Annotated in this window: 19 protein-coding genes; 7 read left to right on the forward strand and 12 right to left on the reverse strand. The window is 46.2% G+C overall.

Annotation, left to right across the window (positions count from 1 at the left end):
- Positions 1-8: 8 nt before the first annotated feature.
- The 6 genes from RIF36_RS03870 to RIF36_RS03895 all read right to left on the reverse strand — a co-directional run bounded on the left by RIF36_RS03870 (position 9) and on the right by RIF36_RS03895 (position 4880).
- Complete coding sequence (locus tag RIF36_RS03870) at positions 9-1112, reverse strand: serine hydrolase domain-containing protein (RefSeq protein ID WP_350119772.1); 1104 nt, start codon at positions 1110-1112, stop codon at positions 9-11.
- Positions 1113-1168: 56 nt separating this feature from the next.
- Positions 1169-1741, reverse strand: a complete 573-nt coding sequence (locus RIF36_RS03875) for a pentapeptide repeat-containing protein (protein WP_350119769.1) — start codon at positions 1739-1741, stop codon at positions 1169-1171.
- Positions 1742-1857: 116 nt separating this feature from the next.
- On the reverse strand, positions 1858-2379 hold the full coding sequence (locus tag RIF36_RS03880) for a GNAT family N-acetyltransferase (protein ID WP_350119766.1): 522 nt from the start codon (positions 2377-2379) through the stop codon (positions 1858-1860).
- A gap of 10 nt (positions 2380-2389) precedes the next feature.
- Complete coding sequence (locus tag RIF36_RS03885; protein WP_350119763.1) at positions 2390-2926, reverse strand: MepB family protein; 537 nt, start codon at positions 2924-2926, stop codon at positions 2390-2392.
- Between the two features lie 5 nt (positions 2927-2931).
- Complete coding sequence (locus RIF36_RS03890) at positions 2932-3918, reverse strand: NAD(P)-dependent alcohol dehydrogenase (RefSeq protein WP_350119760.1); 987 nt, start codon at positions 3916-3918, stop codon at positions 2932-2934.
- A complete protein-coding gene (locus tag RIF36_RS03895) occupies positions 3915-4880 on the reverse strand; it encodes an NAD(P)-dependent alcohol dehydrogenase (RefSeq protein ID WP_350119757.1) in 966 nt (321 codons plus the stop codon). The genes RIF36_RS03890 and RIF36_RS03895 overlap by 4 nt, the downstream gene beginning before the upstream one ends.
- 288 nt (positions 4881-5168) lie before the next feature.
- Here RIF36_RS03895 and RIF36_RS03900 point away from each other — a divergent pair, with 288 nt between their 5' ends.
- Together RIF36_RS03900 and RIF36_RS03905 are read left to right on the forward strand one after the other, a co-directional pair.
- Positions 5169-5543 (forward strand): BlaI/MecI/CopY family transcriptional regulator, encoded by a 375-nt coding sequence (locus tag RIF36_RS03900; protein ID WP_339793902.1) that lies wholly within the window; start codon positions 5169-5171, stop codon positions 5541-5543.
- On the forward strand, positions 5536-7236 hold the full coding sequence (locus RIF36_RS03905) for a M56 family metallopeptidase (protein WP_350119754.1): 1701 nt from the start codon (positions 5536-5538) through the stop codon (positions 7234-7236). Before RIF36_RS03900 ends, RIF36_RS03905 begins: the two co-directional genes overlap by 8 nt.
- Positions 7237-7549: 313 nt before the next feature.
- Here the strand turns inward: RIF36_RS03905 and RIF36_RS03910 are convergent, their stop codons facing one another.
- From RIF36_RS03910 to RIF36_RS03930, 5 genes are all read right to left on the reverse strand, one after another.
- The gene (locus RIF36_RS03910) at positions 7550-7885 is read right to left on the reverse strand and encodes a cupin domain-containing protein (protein WP_350119751.1); all 336 of its coding nucleotides are present in this window, start codon (positions 7883-7885) and stop codon (positions 7550-7552) included.
- Positions 7886-7936: 51 nt separating this feature from the next.
- Complete coding sequence (locus RIF36_RS03915; protein ID WP_350119748.1) at positions 7937-8734, reverse strand: cupin domain-containing protein; 798 nt, start codon at positions 8732-8734, stop codon at positions 7937-7939.
- A 287-nt stretch (positions 8735-9021) separates the two neighbouring features.
- The gene (locus RIF36_RS03920) at positions 9022-9843 is read right to left on the reverse strand and encodes an alpha/beta fold hydrolase (RefSeq protein ID WP_350119746.1); all 822 of its coding nucleotides are present in this window, start codon (positions 9841-9843) and stop codon (positions 9022-9024) included.
- A 154-nt stretch (positions 9844-9997) separates the two neighbouring features.
- Complete coding sequence (locus RIF36_RS03925) at positions 9998-10558, reverse strand: Crp/Fnr family transcriptional regulator (RefSeq protein WP_350119743.1); 561 nt, start codon at positions 10556-10558, stop codon at positions 9998-10000.
- 275 nt (positions 10559-10833) lie between these two features.
- On the reverse strand, positions 10834-11598 hold the full coding sequence (locus RIF36_RS03930; RefSeq protein WP_350119740.1) for an SDR family NAD(P)-dependent oxidoreductase: 765 nt from the start codon (positions 11596-11598) through the stop codon (positions 10834-10836).
- Positions 11599-11731: 133 nt separating this feature from the next.
- Here RIF36_RS03930 and RIF36_RS03935 point away from each other — a divergent pair, with 133 nt between their 5' ends.
- The 4 genes from RIF36_RS03935 to RIF36_RS03950 all read left to right on the forward strand — a co-directional run bounded on the left by RIF36_RS03935 (position 11732) and on the right by RIF36_RS03950 (position 14738).
- Positions 11732-12076 (forward strand): hypothetical protein, encoded by a 345-nt coding sequence (locus RIF36_RS03935; protein ID WP_350119738.1) that lies wholly within the window; start codon positions 11732-11734, stop codon positions 12074-12076.
- Positions 12077-12158: 82 nt separating this feature from the next.
- Complete coding sequence (locus RIF36_RS03940) at positions 12159-12656, forward strand: hypothetical protein (protein WP_350119735.1); 498 nt, start codon at positions 12159-12161, stop codon at positions 12654-12656.
- A 218-nt stretch (positions 12657-12874) separates the two neighbouring features.
- Positions 12875-14152: a metal-dependent hydrolase family protein gene (locus RIF36_RS03945; RefSeq protein ID WP_350119922.1), complete on the forward strand. Its 1278-nt coding sequence runs from the start codon at positions 12875-12877 to the stop codon at positions 14150-14152.
- A gap of 82 nt (positions 14153-14234) precedes the next feature.
- Positions 14235-14738, forward strand: a complete 504-nt coding sequence (locus RIF36_RS03950; protein WP_350119732.1) for a hypothetical protein — start codon at positions 14235-14237, stop codon at positions 14736-14738.
- 79 nt (positions 14739-14817) lie between these two features.
- Here RIF36_RS03950 and RIF36_RS03955 read toward each other — a convergent pair whose 3' ends face one another.
- Positions 14818-15720 (reverse strand): YybH family protein, encoded by a 903-nt coding sequence (locus RIF36_RS03955; protein ID WP_350119730.1) that lies wholly within the window; start codon positions 15718-15720, stop codon positions 14818-14820.
- A 302-nt stretch (positions 15721-16022) separates the two neighbouring features.
- Between RIF36_RS03955 and RIF36_RS03960 the strand changes: the two genes are divergently transcribed.
- Positions 16023-16571: a thioredoxin family protein gene (locus RIF36_RS03960; RefSeq protein WP_350119727.1), complete on the forward strand. Its 549-nt coding sequence runs from the start codon at positions 16023-16025 to the stop codon at positions 16569-16571.
- The last annotated feature ends 184 nt before the right edge of the window (positions 16572-16755 follow it).

The following is a 16755-nucleotide window of genomic DNA, read 5'->3' on the forward strand; positions in this document are numbered from 1 at the left end:
TCTATGTGCTACTTGTGGCCCGGCTGGATAAAAAGCGGCAACATAACCCTGTTCATAATCGCAAAAGGGAACTTGTCATCCTCCGAATTGTAGGCACCGCCAGTAAACACGGCAACCAAATTTGCCTCTGGAAACAGCATCAGGTATTGCCCACCATTTCCCGTTGCGACGGTTTCTTTTTTCAGTTCATCGCCAACCTGGAACGGAATACTCCACCACAAAAAGCCGTAGTCCAAACCAGCAAGGTTGGTTTGCCTTTCTGTCGCTTGCTGTATCCAGTCGGCAGATACTATTTGCTCATTGCCCCAGGTACCGTGGTTCATGACCAGCTGCCCGATTTTGGCAAAATCACGGGAAGTCATGTAAAGCCGCCTGCCCGACGGAATTATATCCCGGCCGGTGGTTGTGTGGCCCCACTGCACATTTTCTATTCCAAGCGGTGCGAATAAATACTTTTCAGCGAACGCATCAATTGACATGCCAGAGGCCTGGCTTACTACTTCCGCCGCCAGCACTGCTCCCATGCTGCAATAGAGCGCCGAATCCCCGGGGTCTCGCACCATGGGCAAATCAAGGGTGTATTGTAGCCAGTCCTTTTTTTTATACACTTTGTCCTCCTGACCTTTCGAGGATTTATCCCAATCGTTGCAGTCGAGGCCAGTGCTCATGGTAAGCAGGTGGCGGATGGTGATTTGTTCTTTCCTGGAGTCGATGTTTTTCCGTGGCTCCGGGCTTTTCAGGTACTTAAAAATAGGATCATCAACGCTTTCGATGAAGCCATTGTCGATGGCAATACCAACCAAAAGTGAACGGATGCTTTTAGTGGCGGAGCGCAGGTCGTGAGTTTGGTCAGCTTTGTGTTCTCCAAAGTATTCTTCAAGCACCAGCTTTCCATCTTTCACCAGCAGGATGCTGTGCACCTGATGATCCTCGTTGACCATCTTGTTGAGGAAGCTAGATAGCAGTGTGGTATCTGCGATCTCCCGTAAAAGGTTTTTCGTCTCCCATCCGTCCGTTTGCTGAGGAGGCACTGCATATTGATACACCTTTTGCCCCACTGCAAAATGAGCAATGAGTAGCAGTCCAAGGGCAGGTAGTAGGTTCTTTCTCATAGGTTGATAGCCAGTTTACAAGGCAAGGACTCCCGGCGAAGGATTATCGTTGCAAATTACTCTATCTCGATATTGTACTTGCCGAGAAGGCCAGGCAATCCCGATACCGCAAACTTTGCCTTCTTGATCTTGTTGACTTCGGGGTCGAGAGCGTAATTATTGGCAGTTCGAAAGTCTGCCCTTTCAAGCATGGTGTTACCAAATACAGCTCCAAGCAGGTCGCAGTTGTCGAACACTGCCAGTGACAAATCGGCACCGCTAAAATCAACTTCTTTCATGCCGCAATTAGCGAACCTTGTTTTTTTTAGGTTCAGGTTAAAGAATGACGAGAGGTTTAGCTGGCAATCAGTAAAACTCATCGCCAGTAAAAAAGGATTGACGTCTTCGAAATGAAGCCCTAAAAGCTTGCAGCCTTTGAATGTAATGTCTTTGAAGGCCGTATTGCCAAGCTTTGCCATACTTAAGTCGCAATTCTCAAATACGCATTCCATAAAATTGATGTGCGAGAGATTGACTCCCGTGAAAAGACAGTTGGAGAAGTGGCAGGCTTCATAATCGGTGCCCGCTAATGATTCTTCTGAAAAATTGATTCCTTTGAAATGCTGGTCTTCAACAAACCCCTTCGACATGATTGTATTCTTAAGTTATCCGTAAGTAGCGCCATTTGTTGCCTGCTCCTTTCACCCCACGAACTTAAAAAGAGCAGCAGGATTTTGCCCGGAAACAATCAACTTTTTGAGCCTTGTCAGGTCAGCTTTTTTGAATAAAGCAAAAGCTGCTCGCCATTTACCTCAATGTGTTCGCTGAACAGAAACCCCAGCTTTAGGACGAGCTGTATTGAGGGAAAATTGTGCTCCAGAATAATAGCATGAATTTCTTTGCTTGTTGAAATGCTGAAGAAGTCTTTCAGAAATAGCGAAACAGCTTCAAACGCATAGCCTTGTTTTTCAAACGCAGGAAGCAACGCAAATCCGATGTCGGGCGACTGCAGGTAGTCCCGTTGTATAAGTGTTACTATACCGACCGGCTCCCCTGAGGTCACTAGTTTAATAATCCAGTAGTCAACTGTAGGGTTGCTTTCAATTTTACGGATGTAGGCGTCAGCATCTTCCCGGCTTTTTACATTTCTTTCGCCGATGAACTCCAGCCAGCCAGGGGAGTTGACAAGTTCAAAAATGAATGGCGCATGGGTTGCGTCCAAACGACAAAGGTCAATTCGGGACGTATCTTCCGGATTCAACCGTGTAGCTGTTTTCTGTCGGCGCATTGATTTGACTTTAGTGGGTGGGCTCAGTATAGAGCAACTTCGCTCGGGGAAGATCGACCTCGCCTCGCTCTGGGATATGAAGAAAAAACTTCAATTGCCAGTCTTGCTTTTTCCTGGCCTGATTGCTTTCTGCTACCTCCCACGGAGGATAGACACGCATGCCAAGTTTGCCCCTTACCGTAGGCTGCGAGAGAATCCGATGCTTTATCAACGTAGCTTTTGGAAAAATGAATTGCCCAAAGTGATCTCCTTTTTTTGAATTAATCACAAAAAAGTCAAACGTATCCGAAGCACTAAATGGCTGGGTTGGGCCACTGTTGACTCTTTTCCAAATGGCAACGAACTGACCAGTTTTTTTTGGCGTTTGTTTGGCATCCCTGCTAATCACCAGCGAGGAATCGACAGTAAAAGTGCAAGCACCATACTCCGTGCTTTCTTTTTCCATTTTCCGGCTCGAAACCTGGAATAAGCACACGTCGTACACTCGTTTCTTGACTTCTGAAAACGAATTGTGATCCTGCCTTGAAATTATTTCTTGCTGAGTCATTAAGCCTAATGTTGCTGATTAATTTCTGCTTGAAGCGTGATCACGACTTTACCTTTTATACTTCCATCCCCAAGTCTTTGAAACGCTTCTGGCAGTTCCTCCAAAGGGTACACTTTGTCGATGACAGGTTTGACTTTGCCTTCTTCAAATAATTTAATTAAAGCAGTCAGGGGCTTGTTTGGTTGTTGGATAAGAATACCCAGTCGTCTTTCCTTTGTTGACGCAAAGCCTGCCAGTAAGCCCACCTGGAAAATGGTGCCCAAATGGCCTCCAATCATAGAATACACCCCGCCGGGTTTTAAGGCTCTTTTGTAGTCCGATATCGACCGGGTGGCAATCACGTCGACGATCAAATCATATTGCTTTCCCTGTTTGGTGAAGTCTTCTGTGGTGTAATCGATCACATGACCCGCTCCCAGAGATTGCAGCATGGCGTGTTTTTCTGGCAAATCCACCGCCGTTACGTGTGCGCCCAGGCTGGCGGCGATTTGAATAGCAAAAGTGCCCACTCCACCACCGGCGCCATTAATGAGCACTTCGTCTCCTGGTTGTATCGTTCTTTTTTCTGTTAGTGCCTGCAAAGCCATGCACCCAGCCTGAGGAATGGAGGCGGCTTCTTCAAAAGTCATGGAAGCCGGTTTGATTGTCAGTTCTGTTTCTTTTGCGCAGGTGTACTCAGCAAAGCCGCCCCATTTACCGGCCGACAAGTCGCCAAAGACCTTGTCGCCAGCCTTGAACTTTGTGATTTGGGCGCCGGTTTCCACTATCACACCCGCTACATCAGCACCAAGGATAGGGAGCTTTGGCTTCCCAATGCCGCTCAGCAGCCGGTAAATACGAGGCCTGCCTGTGAGCCTGTCCCAGTCCCATGAATTGAGAGATGCCGCATGCACCTTCAGGAGCACCTCGTCATCCATTGGAATGGGCTTTTCTACTTCCTCCAGCCTTAACACTTCCGGGGAGCCGTATTGGTTATAAACCATCGCTTTCATGCTGAGGGAAGTAAAATAACATTACCAGTTTTCTGCCCCGTCTCCACATAATTGAAAGCTTCGACCAGCTGTTCCAGCTTGTATTGTCTGTCAATGACCGGTTTCAATTTTCCTTCTGCCATCATTTGCCTGATGAAAAACAGACTCTTCTTCTTATCTAAAGGAATGGGGAACTTTACTTTCTTTTTACTAAAGAGGGGGGTGAGAAGGGAATAGAAAATATTTTCACCATTGCGGCCAAGTTCCGAAGACATATAGACGCCTCCTGGTTTCAACAAGCGCTTGCATTTTCCAAAGGAGCTCTTGCCTACAGCGTCAAAAATGTAGTCAAACTGCTGATCAATTTTTGTGAAATCCTCCCTGGTGTAGTCGATCAATTTATCGGCACCGAGGCTCCTGAGTAGTTCAAAGTCTTTGCCCTGGCATACTGCTGTTACCACTGCGCCATGGTATTTACACAACTGCACCGTAGCCGAGCCTATGGCTCCGGTAGCTCCATTCACCAGCACCTTTTGCCCAGCCTGCAAATTGACTTTGTCGAGGAAATAATAGGCATAATGAGCACCTTCAACACAAGCTGCGGCATCTGCGAAGCTAAAGTTGTCAGGAATGGTACAAATGGCCTTGTCTGCCGGAAATGTTGTGTATTCGGCATGTGAGCTGAGCCCCAGGTCTTCAAAGGCAAACGCTCTGTCGCCCGGCTCGAATGACTTTACGGCTTTACCTACCGCCACTACTTCGCCTGCCAAATCAGTGCCCGTACTTGGCTTGCCTGGTTTGCTTAAACCTGTGACTAAACGCATAAAGAACGGTTTGGCCCTGAGCATGGCACAGTCGGTTCGATTGATCGTTGCCGCCATGACTTTTATCAGCACTTCGTTGTCTTTGGCAGTGGGCTTTTTCCGTTCTGTCAGTTTCAGCATTTCAGGAGGGCCGTAGTTGGTCCAGTTTGCTGCTTTCATTTAGTCATGGTTTGCTGCTTTGACTTCTTCCGAGAATATACGGACATAAATTTAGCAAGTGAAGCCATTCTTATTTTTTCCATTGATACTGGCGATTGTGCTTCACTAACTGCCAGAAGCTTTATGAAACATGATCTCAAGTATTTGTCTCAATAAGTGCCAAAGGCAGATATAAAATTACAAAACCTGCCACTGTAACTTACTTTTAAATAGAATAACTTAAAAATAAGTTGACAAACTTAAAATTAAGTTGTAAGCTTGTCTTGCTGATTAACAAAACTCAAAGCAATGGTCACTTTAACTAAGGCAGAAGAGAAGATCATGATGATCCTCTGGGATATTGAAAAAGGTTTTATCAAGGATATCCTTGATCAGTATCCCGACCCTAAGCCCCCCTACAATTCGGTGTCAACGATAGTGAGGGTGCTGGTGCAAAAAGAAATTGTAGGCTTTACAGCTTACGGAAATTCTCACCAATACCACCCTCTGATTTCGAAGGAAGCCTACAGTAAGGGGCAGCTGTCGAGGCTGGTGAAGGATTATTACGACAATTCCCTGAGCCAGGTGGTCAACTTTTTTTCTGAGAGCAAAAAGCTGGACGAAAAGGAGCTGGATGAAGCAATGAAAATGCTGGAAGACTTAAAAAAGAAGAAAAATGGCTAAGCTCATCATGTATCTATTGGAGTCGAGTGCTTTGTTGGCATTCTTCTACCTGCTGTATGTTTTGGTGTTGCGCAAAGAGACTTTTTTCAGTCTCAACCGCTTCTTTCTGTTGGGGATTTTAGCGTTTTCCCTGCTTTTCCCATTGGTGAGTTTTGATATCAGCCCAACGGAAGTGACGGTACTTGAGCGGCCAATCGCTGAAATCAGCAAGGCCAGGATGTCGTACTATGAGGCCATGGCTGCCTGGGAGTTTGAAGCACGCAGCGCCGCCGGTTCGCAGCAGGCGATAATTGAGCCAGGCGTGTTGGCTGGGGCTGGTATAGATTGGCTTCGCCTGGCAATTAATGGGGCGTTGCTGCTGTACGCCGTCGGAGTAATTGTCTGTTTGTCAAGAACATTCTGGTCGCTCCGGTGGATATGGAAAATCATTGCTCTACACCCTCATGAGGAGGCGGACGGAGCAAAGATTATCAAGCTCCCGCAGTCTATCTCACCATTTTCGTTTCTCAGCTACGTGTTTGTGCCCGATTCGCTGGTGGACTCTTCGGAGCTTCAGCAGATCCTGGCTCACGAAAAAACGCACATAGTGCAGCGACATTCCGTCGACTTACTTATTGTTCAACTTTTGGCGGCCTTTCTCTGGTTCAATCCGGTGATTTGGCAGCTGATTAAATCCCTAAAAACAACACATGAATACATAGCAGATAAGAAAATAATTACTTCGGGTTATTCCTTGGTTGAGTACCAAACTTTGCTTCTGAAGCAGTTGATCAGCAACAACTCATTCGGGTTGGTACACAATTTCAACTTATCATTTATCAAAAAAAGAATAACCATGATGACTAACAAACAATCAGGATGGTCGGGCAAAGTGAAAGTAGCCCTGGCCATAGCAAGCACAGTGCTTTTTAGCGCCATTATTGTGCAGTGCAATTCCAAAATGGATGAAGCCATCTCCCTCGAGCAGAACCTGGTGGAAACCGATTTTACCGAAGGTGTCGATCTACCTGTAGTAAAAGCCGATGGGTACAAGAATACAAGTTCTTCAGATGTTCTGGGTTACAATATTGCGAACGATCAAATAACCTTCAACGGTAAGCAATATGATGTCGATGAATTTGTGACACTAGTTGGAACATTTAAGCTGTCTGAAAATGGGATGGTGGTTTTAAGGATAGACAAAGATCAATCAATGAAGCTTGTTCGTCAGTTGCAAACGGCAATGAGAAAGGCAAATCAAAGAAAGGTTCTTTACGTAGCTGAAACAACGGACAAGGCGAAATTTGAAATGCCTTTTCTTTTGCCACCAACGCCAGAGTATGTCAACGAAAAGAATCCTAAGCAGCCAACTATTGAAGAATTGGCGGCTGGCGGCAAGTTTGATATTTTAAAAGTTGATATGGGTGAAAATAGCGGAGAAGCAATAAAAGACATTGTTTATGACTTTGTGCAAGGCCATGTAAAGAAGGGTTCAACCGATTATGTTGTAAGCGCCCGGTTTGATGATGATGACACATATAATGATTATTTGGTAACCCTTTCCTATATCCAACAAGCCTTCAACCAAATCTATCAGGAAAGATCCCAGCAGATGTTTGGAAAAGACTTTTACGATATCGCTGCCAATAACAAGGAACAGTATCAGGCGGTCCGCCAGGGCATACCAAGGGCGATTTCTGTAGCCGAGCACTAATTTAAAGGTTGGAGAATTTAAGTGAAGAAGAAAGAGGTGATCTCAAAAGCCCTTCTGATGAAGTAATTATCACATTGAGACCAAGTTTCAGGCCAGCCAAAAACAAAAAATGAGATGACGAGTAAAGAGGTCGCTCTATCCGCCAGCGCAAGAGCGCCCTCTTTACTTCACGCAAAAAAACGTCATCGGTAGCTCGTCGAAATGCTTAAGAGCGTTTAATTACAAGGTTTCAACACAGACGTGGGACGAGCTCAACCTGACATCTAACTAGGGCTTTTGAGATTCACTCTTTTTGTCTTTGAAAAGAAACTTCCTACAAGAAATCCTCCCGTATTGGAGCAAAGCCATCCACCAGCGTTACCTTCTCTGTCAATGTCTGTATGCAGTGATTGAGATTAGACGCCACTTTGAAAACGTCTCCTTGATTCAGCAGGTATTCCCTTTCTTCAATGAATAGCTTCAAAGAGCCCGCAGCCACATACGAGATTTGCTCATGTGGGTGCTTGTGTGGTGGATCAGGAGCCGCCATCGGCCCATTGGTGAATTCTATGACAGTCATCATTAGTTTGTCGAGGTGAACCACCTTTCTATGTAAAGAGGCATTTGATCCAACTTGCTCGAAACCATCGTTATTTTTTACTACTTCCATTTTGTTTTTTGATGATAAAAACTGATGCTGCAAGGTAACAGGTTCACACCGTTACTTCCACTGAAAGGCAAAGTACTCGCAGCTTCCGTCGGTCAGGTTCTTGAGTGCATGAGGGACGTTTGAACCCAGATAAACAAGCGAGCCTTGTGGTGCGTCAACCAGCTGCCCGTCGATATGCATCTGCGTATTGCCCTTCATGATCACAATGATTTCTTCCACAAAGTGCGTATGTGGCGCATGGCTGTCTTCGCCTTTGTTCAGCGAGGTCACGTGCATTTCGAAATTCTCTGTGGCACTGGTAGGCCGGTCAAAATAATCACGGCGGGTGCCCTTTCCCGTGGGCCTGGCTTCGGTGTCATCATAGCTGATCAGCATGGAGCCTCCATTGGTTTTTCCACGGGCGACATCATGCGGCTCTATGTCGTGATAGCGCATGATGTAGTACGTGGCTGGCGTGGTGTCGGCGTTGGTCATGCCATGCTGTTCTCCAGCCTGGATCAGGGCGATGCTGCCAGGGCCCATCACCTTGCTTTGGTCGTCCACGGTTACTTTTACCTGGCCTTCTTTGATGATCACCAACTCCTCATCGTCATGAGTATGCGGAGCGTGAAAAGCCAGGCCAGCGCCCACCGATGTGGTATGCAGCTCTAAGTACTTTAGGTGATCAGTCGATCCTTCGGCGATCTGCCGACGTTCGCCGTTTTTACTGGTTTCTACTGGCAACTCGTCCCAGGTGTAGACTTTGGAGGTGAGTTTGGTTTCCTGTGAGAAGGCTGGCGTAGCAATTGTGCTAATGAAAATGCCTGCCGCTGCTGCTGAATGGATTAGTTTCTTTATTGGCGGTTTCATTCTAAAAAGATAGGGATAAGAAATGAGAAATGCGTAGCTCACGGTTGAGGAAAGGTGCTGAAGTGGTTGTGCCGTACTCAACCCTTAGCTAAAATGAGTATGCAACCCATCGGCTAAATCCAGCAATAATGAGCCTGGTAAACTCAAGCCACATAGCCGGGGTTGCATACTTCCTTTACCATTTGCCACGTAAATTTCAACGCTATTTTTTCACAAAGGCTATTCATTAATTGAATAGGAAAAATGTAGTTAATTGAACAAACAGATGGCGATCAAAACAGTTTCTTCTATTGCTGGGCCATTTCAGGTGCTAATATCTCTTGAAGTGTTTTTTCCAATATATTATTGAATAGATCGGGCCTTTCAATCATCGGATAGTGCCCACTCAATTCGATTGGCTGCACCTCAAAGCCGTTCTTACATCGTTTTTTCAGGCCACTTTCATTGGTCGGTGGGAAATTGGTATTGATCAAATTGAGCTTTAACGGTAACGATTCCAGCTTGATGCGCTCCTGTTGAGAGTATTGCATCAAATTCATAAAAGAGCTATATCCTATGCCAGGATTGGCTGTTGAAAAGTCCAGTTTGACACGGCTTTTCACTTCCTCGGTGGTGGAAGGATGAAAAAGCATATTCTCGGCATACATTGGAGCATAAGTCTGGAAGTCTTGTTCAAGTAGTGGAAAAAAGGAGCCCATCTGTTCCAGTTGCTCGGCTGTAAACTCCACATCAACGAACTTGAAGTTATCTATGCCGACCAAGCCAATAATACTGTCCGGTTTCGTTAGAGCCATTTCCATCATAATGGCGCCCGACATGGAGTGACCTACAACAACTACGTTTTCAAGTTGCAACTCGTTAATAAAGGCGAGCGCATCCAAAGCATATTCTTCGATCGTCCAGTGTTCTCTTTTTGCTTCCGACTTGCCGAATCCTGGCAGGTCGATGGCATAGCACCGATAACCTGAGAGGTGACTCAATTGGTTTGTCCAGTATTTGGAACTAACGCACCAACCGTGTAGGAATAGAATGGTGGTGTCGCCGTCGCCGGACTGCAGGTAGTTGATACTAACTTGTCCATTCCTGACTCTGATTTGTTTTTCTTTCATGATGTTTTCCTTTTTTTCAATTGTCACAAACCATTCAGATGGATGGAACATCCACATGTATGACCTGGAAATTGTGTTGAACAATTTTTTATAAATCAAACTTAGGGGGAAAGCCAACTCGTAAAATTGCCATTTGGCAATAAAGGAGCTTACGTTACTTAATATTTTTTCTAAGCCGACTTAAGGAAGAAGGAGTAATACCAAGAAAGGACGAAAGTTGCTTCAGGGGGACTTTTTGGAGCAGATCCGATTGTTGCATGAAATGGAGGTATCGCTCTTCAGCACTCATGGTTTGATGACGAATCATTCCTTCCACCACTTCAAGAAACGCACGTTCCCAAAGCTTTCGTCCGAGTTCCTGCCATTTTGGGTATTTTTGATAGAGCGCATCCATATGTTTGGCTTTGATCGATACAACTTCTGTATCCTCAATAGCATGGATATTGTAAATAGTTGGCCTCCCTGTTCGAATGCATGCAATATCTACCAGCCAGTCGCTTTCGAACGACAGCCATGCTGTGACTTCTTTTTCTTCGTGGTTGAAGTAAACTCTCAGACCTCCCGAAAGGATGAAATAATAGACGTCCATTATTTGCCCCTCACAGACAAGGTGTCTGTCTTTTTTTACTTGCCTTGGTTCGAAATAGCTGAGAATATCCTCAAGTTCTTCACCAATTTGAACAGTGGATCTAATATATTTTTCTAAATGAACCATAGCGTTTCAGTATATCAGGAAGGCAAATCCGCCTACTATGTTTTAGATAAGCTACTGGATTTCATTTTTAGCGCAAAGAAACAGCAGCAAGTTTCTCACTGGAAAAATAAAGGTTGGCGGGCAATTTTCTCTGGTCGGTTTCTTCTTTGTGCTGCTTACAGGTCTTCGCTCAGGGGGCGATACCTTTGTTCGCTATACTGCAGCCTCGGTCAATGAGTCAGCCATCAAGTCTATGCGATGCTTCCGTTTTCGGTGGTTGGTCTTTTTTGTCGTTTCTATTTAGGTCCCGTCAGCGCACCTCCATCAATAGGGATCACCGCACCAGTCATCCACGAAGAAGCATCGGATGCAAGAAACAAAGCCAGGCTGGCTATGTCGCCGGGCCGACCTAGTCGCTGCAAAAGCGTTGCTTTTCCAGCATTTTCAACTGCTGAGGCCGGGTCGGGGAAGGCTTTTGCTGAGTCGTGGATCAGCGGTGTGTCAACAGGCCCGGGGCACATGATATTGACCCGCACGTTGGGACTGTAATCAACGGCCACCTGCCGGGCAAGTGCCACCAGGCCAGCTTTTGAAGCACAGTAGGCCGGATGGTTGGGGAAGAACTTAAAGGCCGCAATAGAAGCATTCACTATCACGGAAGCGCCAGGCTGCTTCATCATTTCGGGAAGCGCATACTTCAGAAGGTAGAAGACCGAACTTAGATTCACATCCAGCGTTCTCTGCCATGCTGCGATGGGCAGCTCCGTCACTTTGCCGAGCCCGAGGTCACCGGCGTTGGTGCACACAATGTCTAATTGCCCAAATTCAGACAGAGCTCTTTTCACCAGCGACTCATTGACGGCCGGGTCGGCCACATCTCCTTTCACGAAAATCGCTTTGACCGCCTGGTCGTTAATTTCATCTACCAGCGTCCTGCCAGCCGTTTCGTTTCTACCACTGGCCACCACATTGGCTCCTTCTTTTGCATAAGCCAGTGCTATGGCCCTGCCCATGCCGCTGGTGGCGCCGGTGACGATGGCTGTTTTTCCTTTGAGTTGCATAAGACCAAAAATAGGGAATAAATGAAAGCGGTACATGTACCCCACATCAGTTGAGGAAAACGAAAATATTTACGGCCATCGCTTGAAAATAATCGTTAACTAATTATCAATTTTGCTGTTGTCATTTGACAGTATGTACAGAAGCGTTGCAGCCTTGTTTTTGCTCACTGTCATGGCTTTCTCTCAGGGAGCCAGTGGCAACGTTTATGAGTCAAATGTAGTTTCTGGGCAAGCACTTCTTGCCAGTGGCCACGCCGACTACCTTCAGCCATATGTTGTTCTATCGGAGTCAGCAACTAGTACAGGTGCCATAAAGCTTCCCGTTTCCAAATTTCCGGGCCTCCAGGTGGCCATTGTCGCTGACGAAACAGCGCTTACAGACTTGCGCTTTGTTAGCCTCTCCAATACGTGCGACCCGGACAAAAAGTGGATCACTGAGTTGACCGCTCTTTTGTACCCCACCCACGAGTTTTCATAAAAGAACAATTAGTTACCTCAGGTAATCATTCGAGAGCTAGTCTTTCGAGACACTATTGTTCTACCCTTTATTAAAAAAAATCATGGAAACTCAAGAAATAATCATGTATGTAGTCATCATCATTGCGTGCGTTGCACCGGTGGTGTGGTTTGCAAGAACCGCTTCAAGTAAAAGCAGGCTCATTTTAAAAAGCATCAAAACAGTTACTGGAAAGCTTCCCGCTCAGTATGATGTGTGGACAGACAGAGGGATGGCTTTTGATACCATCACCAGTCGATTGGTGTTTGTCAACAACAGCCAGCCTGAGGTAATCACTCAGGTGATCCAGTCCGACGAGATTATTGATGCACATGTGCTGGTTAATGGAAAAAAGGCAGCGGACAGCAAAAAGACTATTGATCCAGCGAATGTGAACACTATCGTGCTCCAGCTTATTAGCTCTTCCAAAGACAACGGGGAGATATTGCTCTCCTTTTTTGATGTAAACTCGGACGGGCCTTTTCACGCCAACATTCACTATCAGCTGGCTCGTAAATGGAAGAAAACCATTTTAGAACGCCCTGTACTAAACCATGCTTAGTGCAGAGTAAATCAATGTGTTGAAAGCCAATAGACCACATGATGAGCAGGAAATTTGTGCCTTGGTTGTCATGTGGTTTTTCTTTTAAGCGTTGTCTTCGCAGCACCGGGCATCCAAAATACGCCACCCACCCAAAGGTATTCCCACTGGCTACTTTTTAGCAGGCAATTCTTCTTCAATCGACTACTTTTCCAGTCGAACTTAATTTCATTGATATGTTGAAGAGGATACTATTATTCACGTTGGCAGCCGGGATGGCTTTGCACTCCCAGGCGCAGAAGACATTGATCCAGTGTGGCACGCTCATCGACGGTGTGAGTGACTCGCCCAGGTCGCAAGTGACGGTGACCATTGAAAATGACATGATTGTGGCTGTGGAGAACGGCTACAAAGCAGGGGGCAAAAATGACAAGGTAATCGACCTGAAAGCCTACACGGTAATGCCAGGCTTTATCGATATGCATGTACACATGGAAAGCGAGGCCAGCAGAGCCGGTTATGTGAAGCGATTCACTCAGAATGAAGCCGACAAAGCTTTCGAAAGCACAGTGTATGCAAAAAAGACTTTGATGGCTGGTTTTACCACCGTACGTGACTGTGGTGGCTCGGGAGTCAATATTTCTCTTCGTAATGCTATTAATGCCGGTACAGTAGATGGGCCAAGGGTTTATACTGCTGGAAAGGGCATCTCAATTACAGGGGGTCATGGTGATCCTACAAATGGGCTTCCTTTCGACAAAATGGGGGATCCGGGGCCAAAGGAAGGAGTGGCCAATAGCCCCGAAGAAGGCAGCAAAGCGGTGCGTCAACGTTATAAGGATGGTTCCGATTTTATTAAAATTACTGCTACTGGTGGAGTACTTTCAGTTGCAAAAGATGGTTCGGGACCCTCATTTACTCAGGATGAAATCAGTGCTATTGTCAATACAGCCATAGACATGCAAATGCACGTAGCCGCCCATGCCCATGGAGTGGAAGGTATGCAGAGAGCTATCAAGGGAGGTGTTACAACCATCGAGCATGGCACCTATATGGACAAAGAAACGATGGATTTGATGAAGCAACATGGCACATGGTACATCCCAACCATCATTGCGGGTGTTTCTGCCGCTGAAAATGCGGAGATTCCGGGCTTCTATCCAGCCATTGTTGCCGAAAAAGCCAGAACTATTGGCCCACTGATTCAGGGCACTTTTGCTGAAGCTTACAAATCGGGCGTGAAGATTGGCTTTGGCACCGATGCAGGAGTTTTCCCTCATGGCAAAAATGCCCGTGAGTTTGAACTTATGGTAGGTGGTGGCATGAAGCCGATGGAAGCGATTAAGGCCGCTACTTCAATCAATGCAGGTATTCTTCAGAACGAAAAGTTGGGTGCTGTGCAAACAGGCAGCTATGCCGACATTGTCGCTGTGAAAGGCGATCCTTTGAAAGATATCAAAGTGCTACAGGATGTAAAGTTTGTGATGAAGGCTGGTGCTGTTTACAAAAGCGAGTAAATTTTAGCTTCAAAGGAAATTAAATGATGGGGAGAAGCGTTGATTGGATGTTATATTTGATCTACGCTTGCGCCCCTCTTTTATGAAAAAGCATCATATTTTGGTCTTGGCCTTCGGATTGCTTGCGATAGCCTCTTGCAAAGACGAGGAGATTGACTCTGCAGCACTTACAGGAAAAAGTGTTGCCTATCCGCTATTCACTGGAGCCCAGGACTGGGGCTACCAGGGTGAGGCAACATTTGCCGAAAGAAACGACGGCAACACGCTGTTAACCATTGAGCTTACGGGGCCTTCAGGCATGACCCAATTTCCAGCTCATTTGCACTACGGTGCTTACAGCCTGGAGGCAGACATGGCGGCCATGCTCACGCCAGTAGATGCGGCCACGGGAAAAAGTGAAACCCTGCTGAAACAGCTAGCCAATGGCGGCGAGATTTCGTACGCAGAGCTTATCAATTTTGATGGGCACATCAAAGTGCATTTGGGTGATGGCGACAACAAAAGTGTGATCCTGGTCTACGGAAACATCGGCAGCAACCCTGCCACTGCCAATGCGGCAAATCTCGCCAATTGTGCCAGCTGGTAAGCTTGATAGATATTTCCCACCTTGGTAATTAAAGGGGTTACTCTGTGCGTCAACTGACGCACAGAGTAACCCCTTTAATTTAGGATCTGCTTTTCACATTGTCGGACAGGATTTCCGCTGCCAGGTACCAGTATCCTTGCGGGTTTCGCCTCCAAATTCTGACGAAGTAGCCTTTTTCTTTCATCAACGCATCTATTTCATAGCTGCCGTAGCTATAACCCAAGTCCTGCGAAACAGACGTTCCAGAGTCGATGGTGGAAAAAATAGCAGAGCCTTTCATGTAGGGTGAGGCTTCCGACGATATCCAGGATAGAAATGATCGTTTGTTATAGAAGGGGTGAAACCCACTGATGGTTGAGAGGAGATTAGTGGATGCCATTTTTTGGTAGGCCGCTTTGATGCCGTTGGTGGCCATCACGTTGAACAAGTAGTCGGCTTCCTCCAGGCTCCTCGCTTTGCTTTTGCCATTGTCAGCCTCTCGTTTTCTCACGTCGTATTCTGCGCCAAACACATGCTCAGGGCCCGCTGCCGGTGCAGTGGTGCCGAGGTCAAGCAATACTTTCCATTCCCCCGAAGGCTGCTTTTTCCACACTGAAAAGAAATAGCCGTATTGTGGAGGCTGGGCGTTTGAAGTGGTTGCAGTAATTCTCCATGGGCCGGTGTTGAAGCCGAGATCTCCACCAATGGACGTGGTGCCATGATAGGGCTCCCAATAGAGTGTGCTGGCAGGTGGTTTAGGGGAGGGGATTTTATCTTTGTTGGCTTCCAGTGCATTTTTAGGGTGCGGTTGGAACACCAAACCATCAGATGCAAAAAACTTGACCCATGCCTCTGGCACGCCATTGTCGCCACAAAAAGCTGCAAAGTCCCTTTCCACATTAATGAGCCCCTCGACGGAATCTTGCGCTGCCGTTTTTTGGGGCAACACAAGCAAGACAACAAAAAATATCAGGCTCGATACTGACGCTACTTTTACGTGCATATAATTGAGTTTGAAATCAATAAACATCTATCCGCCAATTACCCTTAACCCTATTTATCGCAAACTGCTATTTTCCGCATTTTATCAGGCACACCATCTATTTGATTCGTCGGGGTTACATGTTGCCCCTGATCGCTTCATATATGAATATAGCTAATTTTTCGTTGAGAGGTAGCTTTAAAACCCAAAATGAAACGAAGTTGACGAGCGGCAAAGAACCTAATCGCATGCCGTAACGTTATGGCTGAACGGTTACTTTTTTGGCCGGAAGTTTATAAATTGGCAAAGTAATTCACTTGGATATGAGTTTTAGGATAAAGACATCTGTAGTTCTTTTGGCTCTTTTTGCAGCATTTACCTCATTCAACGTGCCCGAAAAAAAGGCAGAGGAGGGTGGTATTAAATGGATGACCTTCGAAGAAGCCGTTGCTGCCAACAAAGTGGCGCCTAAAAAGATATTCATTGATTTATACACTGACTGGTGTGGGTGGTGCAAGGTAATGGACAAGAAAACCTTTTCTGTTGAGGCCATTTCGTCTTATGTCAACGCCAACTTTTACGCAGTGAAATTCAATGCTGAACAAAAGGAAGATGTGATTTTTGATGGTCACACTTTTAAGTTTGTCGCCAGCGGTCGCAATGGCTATCACGAGCTCGCTGCCACACTTACTCAAGGCAAGCTGAGTTATCCAATGGGCGTTTTTATGGATGAGGAAATGAGAATACTCACCCTGTTGCCAGGCTTTCAGGAGGCCAAATTTTTCGACACGGTCATTAAGTATTTTGGTGAAAACGGCCATAAAAAAGTTTCCTGGGAAGAGTGGCAAAAGTCTTACCAGTCCAATTTGTAGGAACTTTCGGATCTTTCAGCCTTTTTGTACCTGGGCGGCTCGGTTCATCAATGGTTCGTCACCATGAAATGCCCGGGTAGCCTTCCTCACGGCCCCACCCACGCTAAATTCACATCAGCGGTTCCCCGGGTTTATGGTATTGATTAATCCTATATCTGATGCGCATTGTGGTCAAATTCCGGAT

It is taken from the genome of Imperialibacter sp., assembly GCF_040222815.1.
Lineage (GTDB): Bacteria > Bacteroidota > Bacteroidia > Cytophagales > Cyclobacteriaceae > Imperialibacter.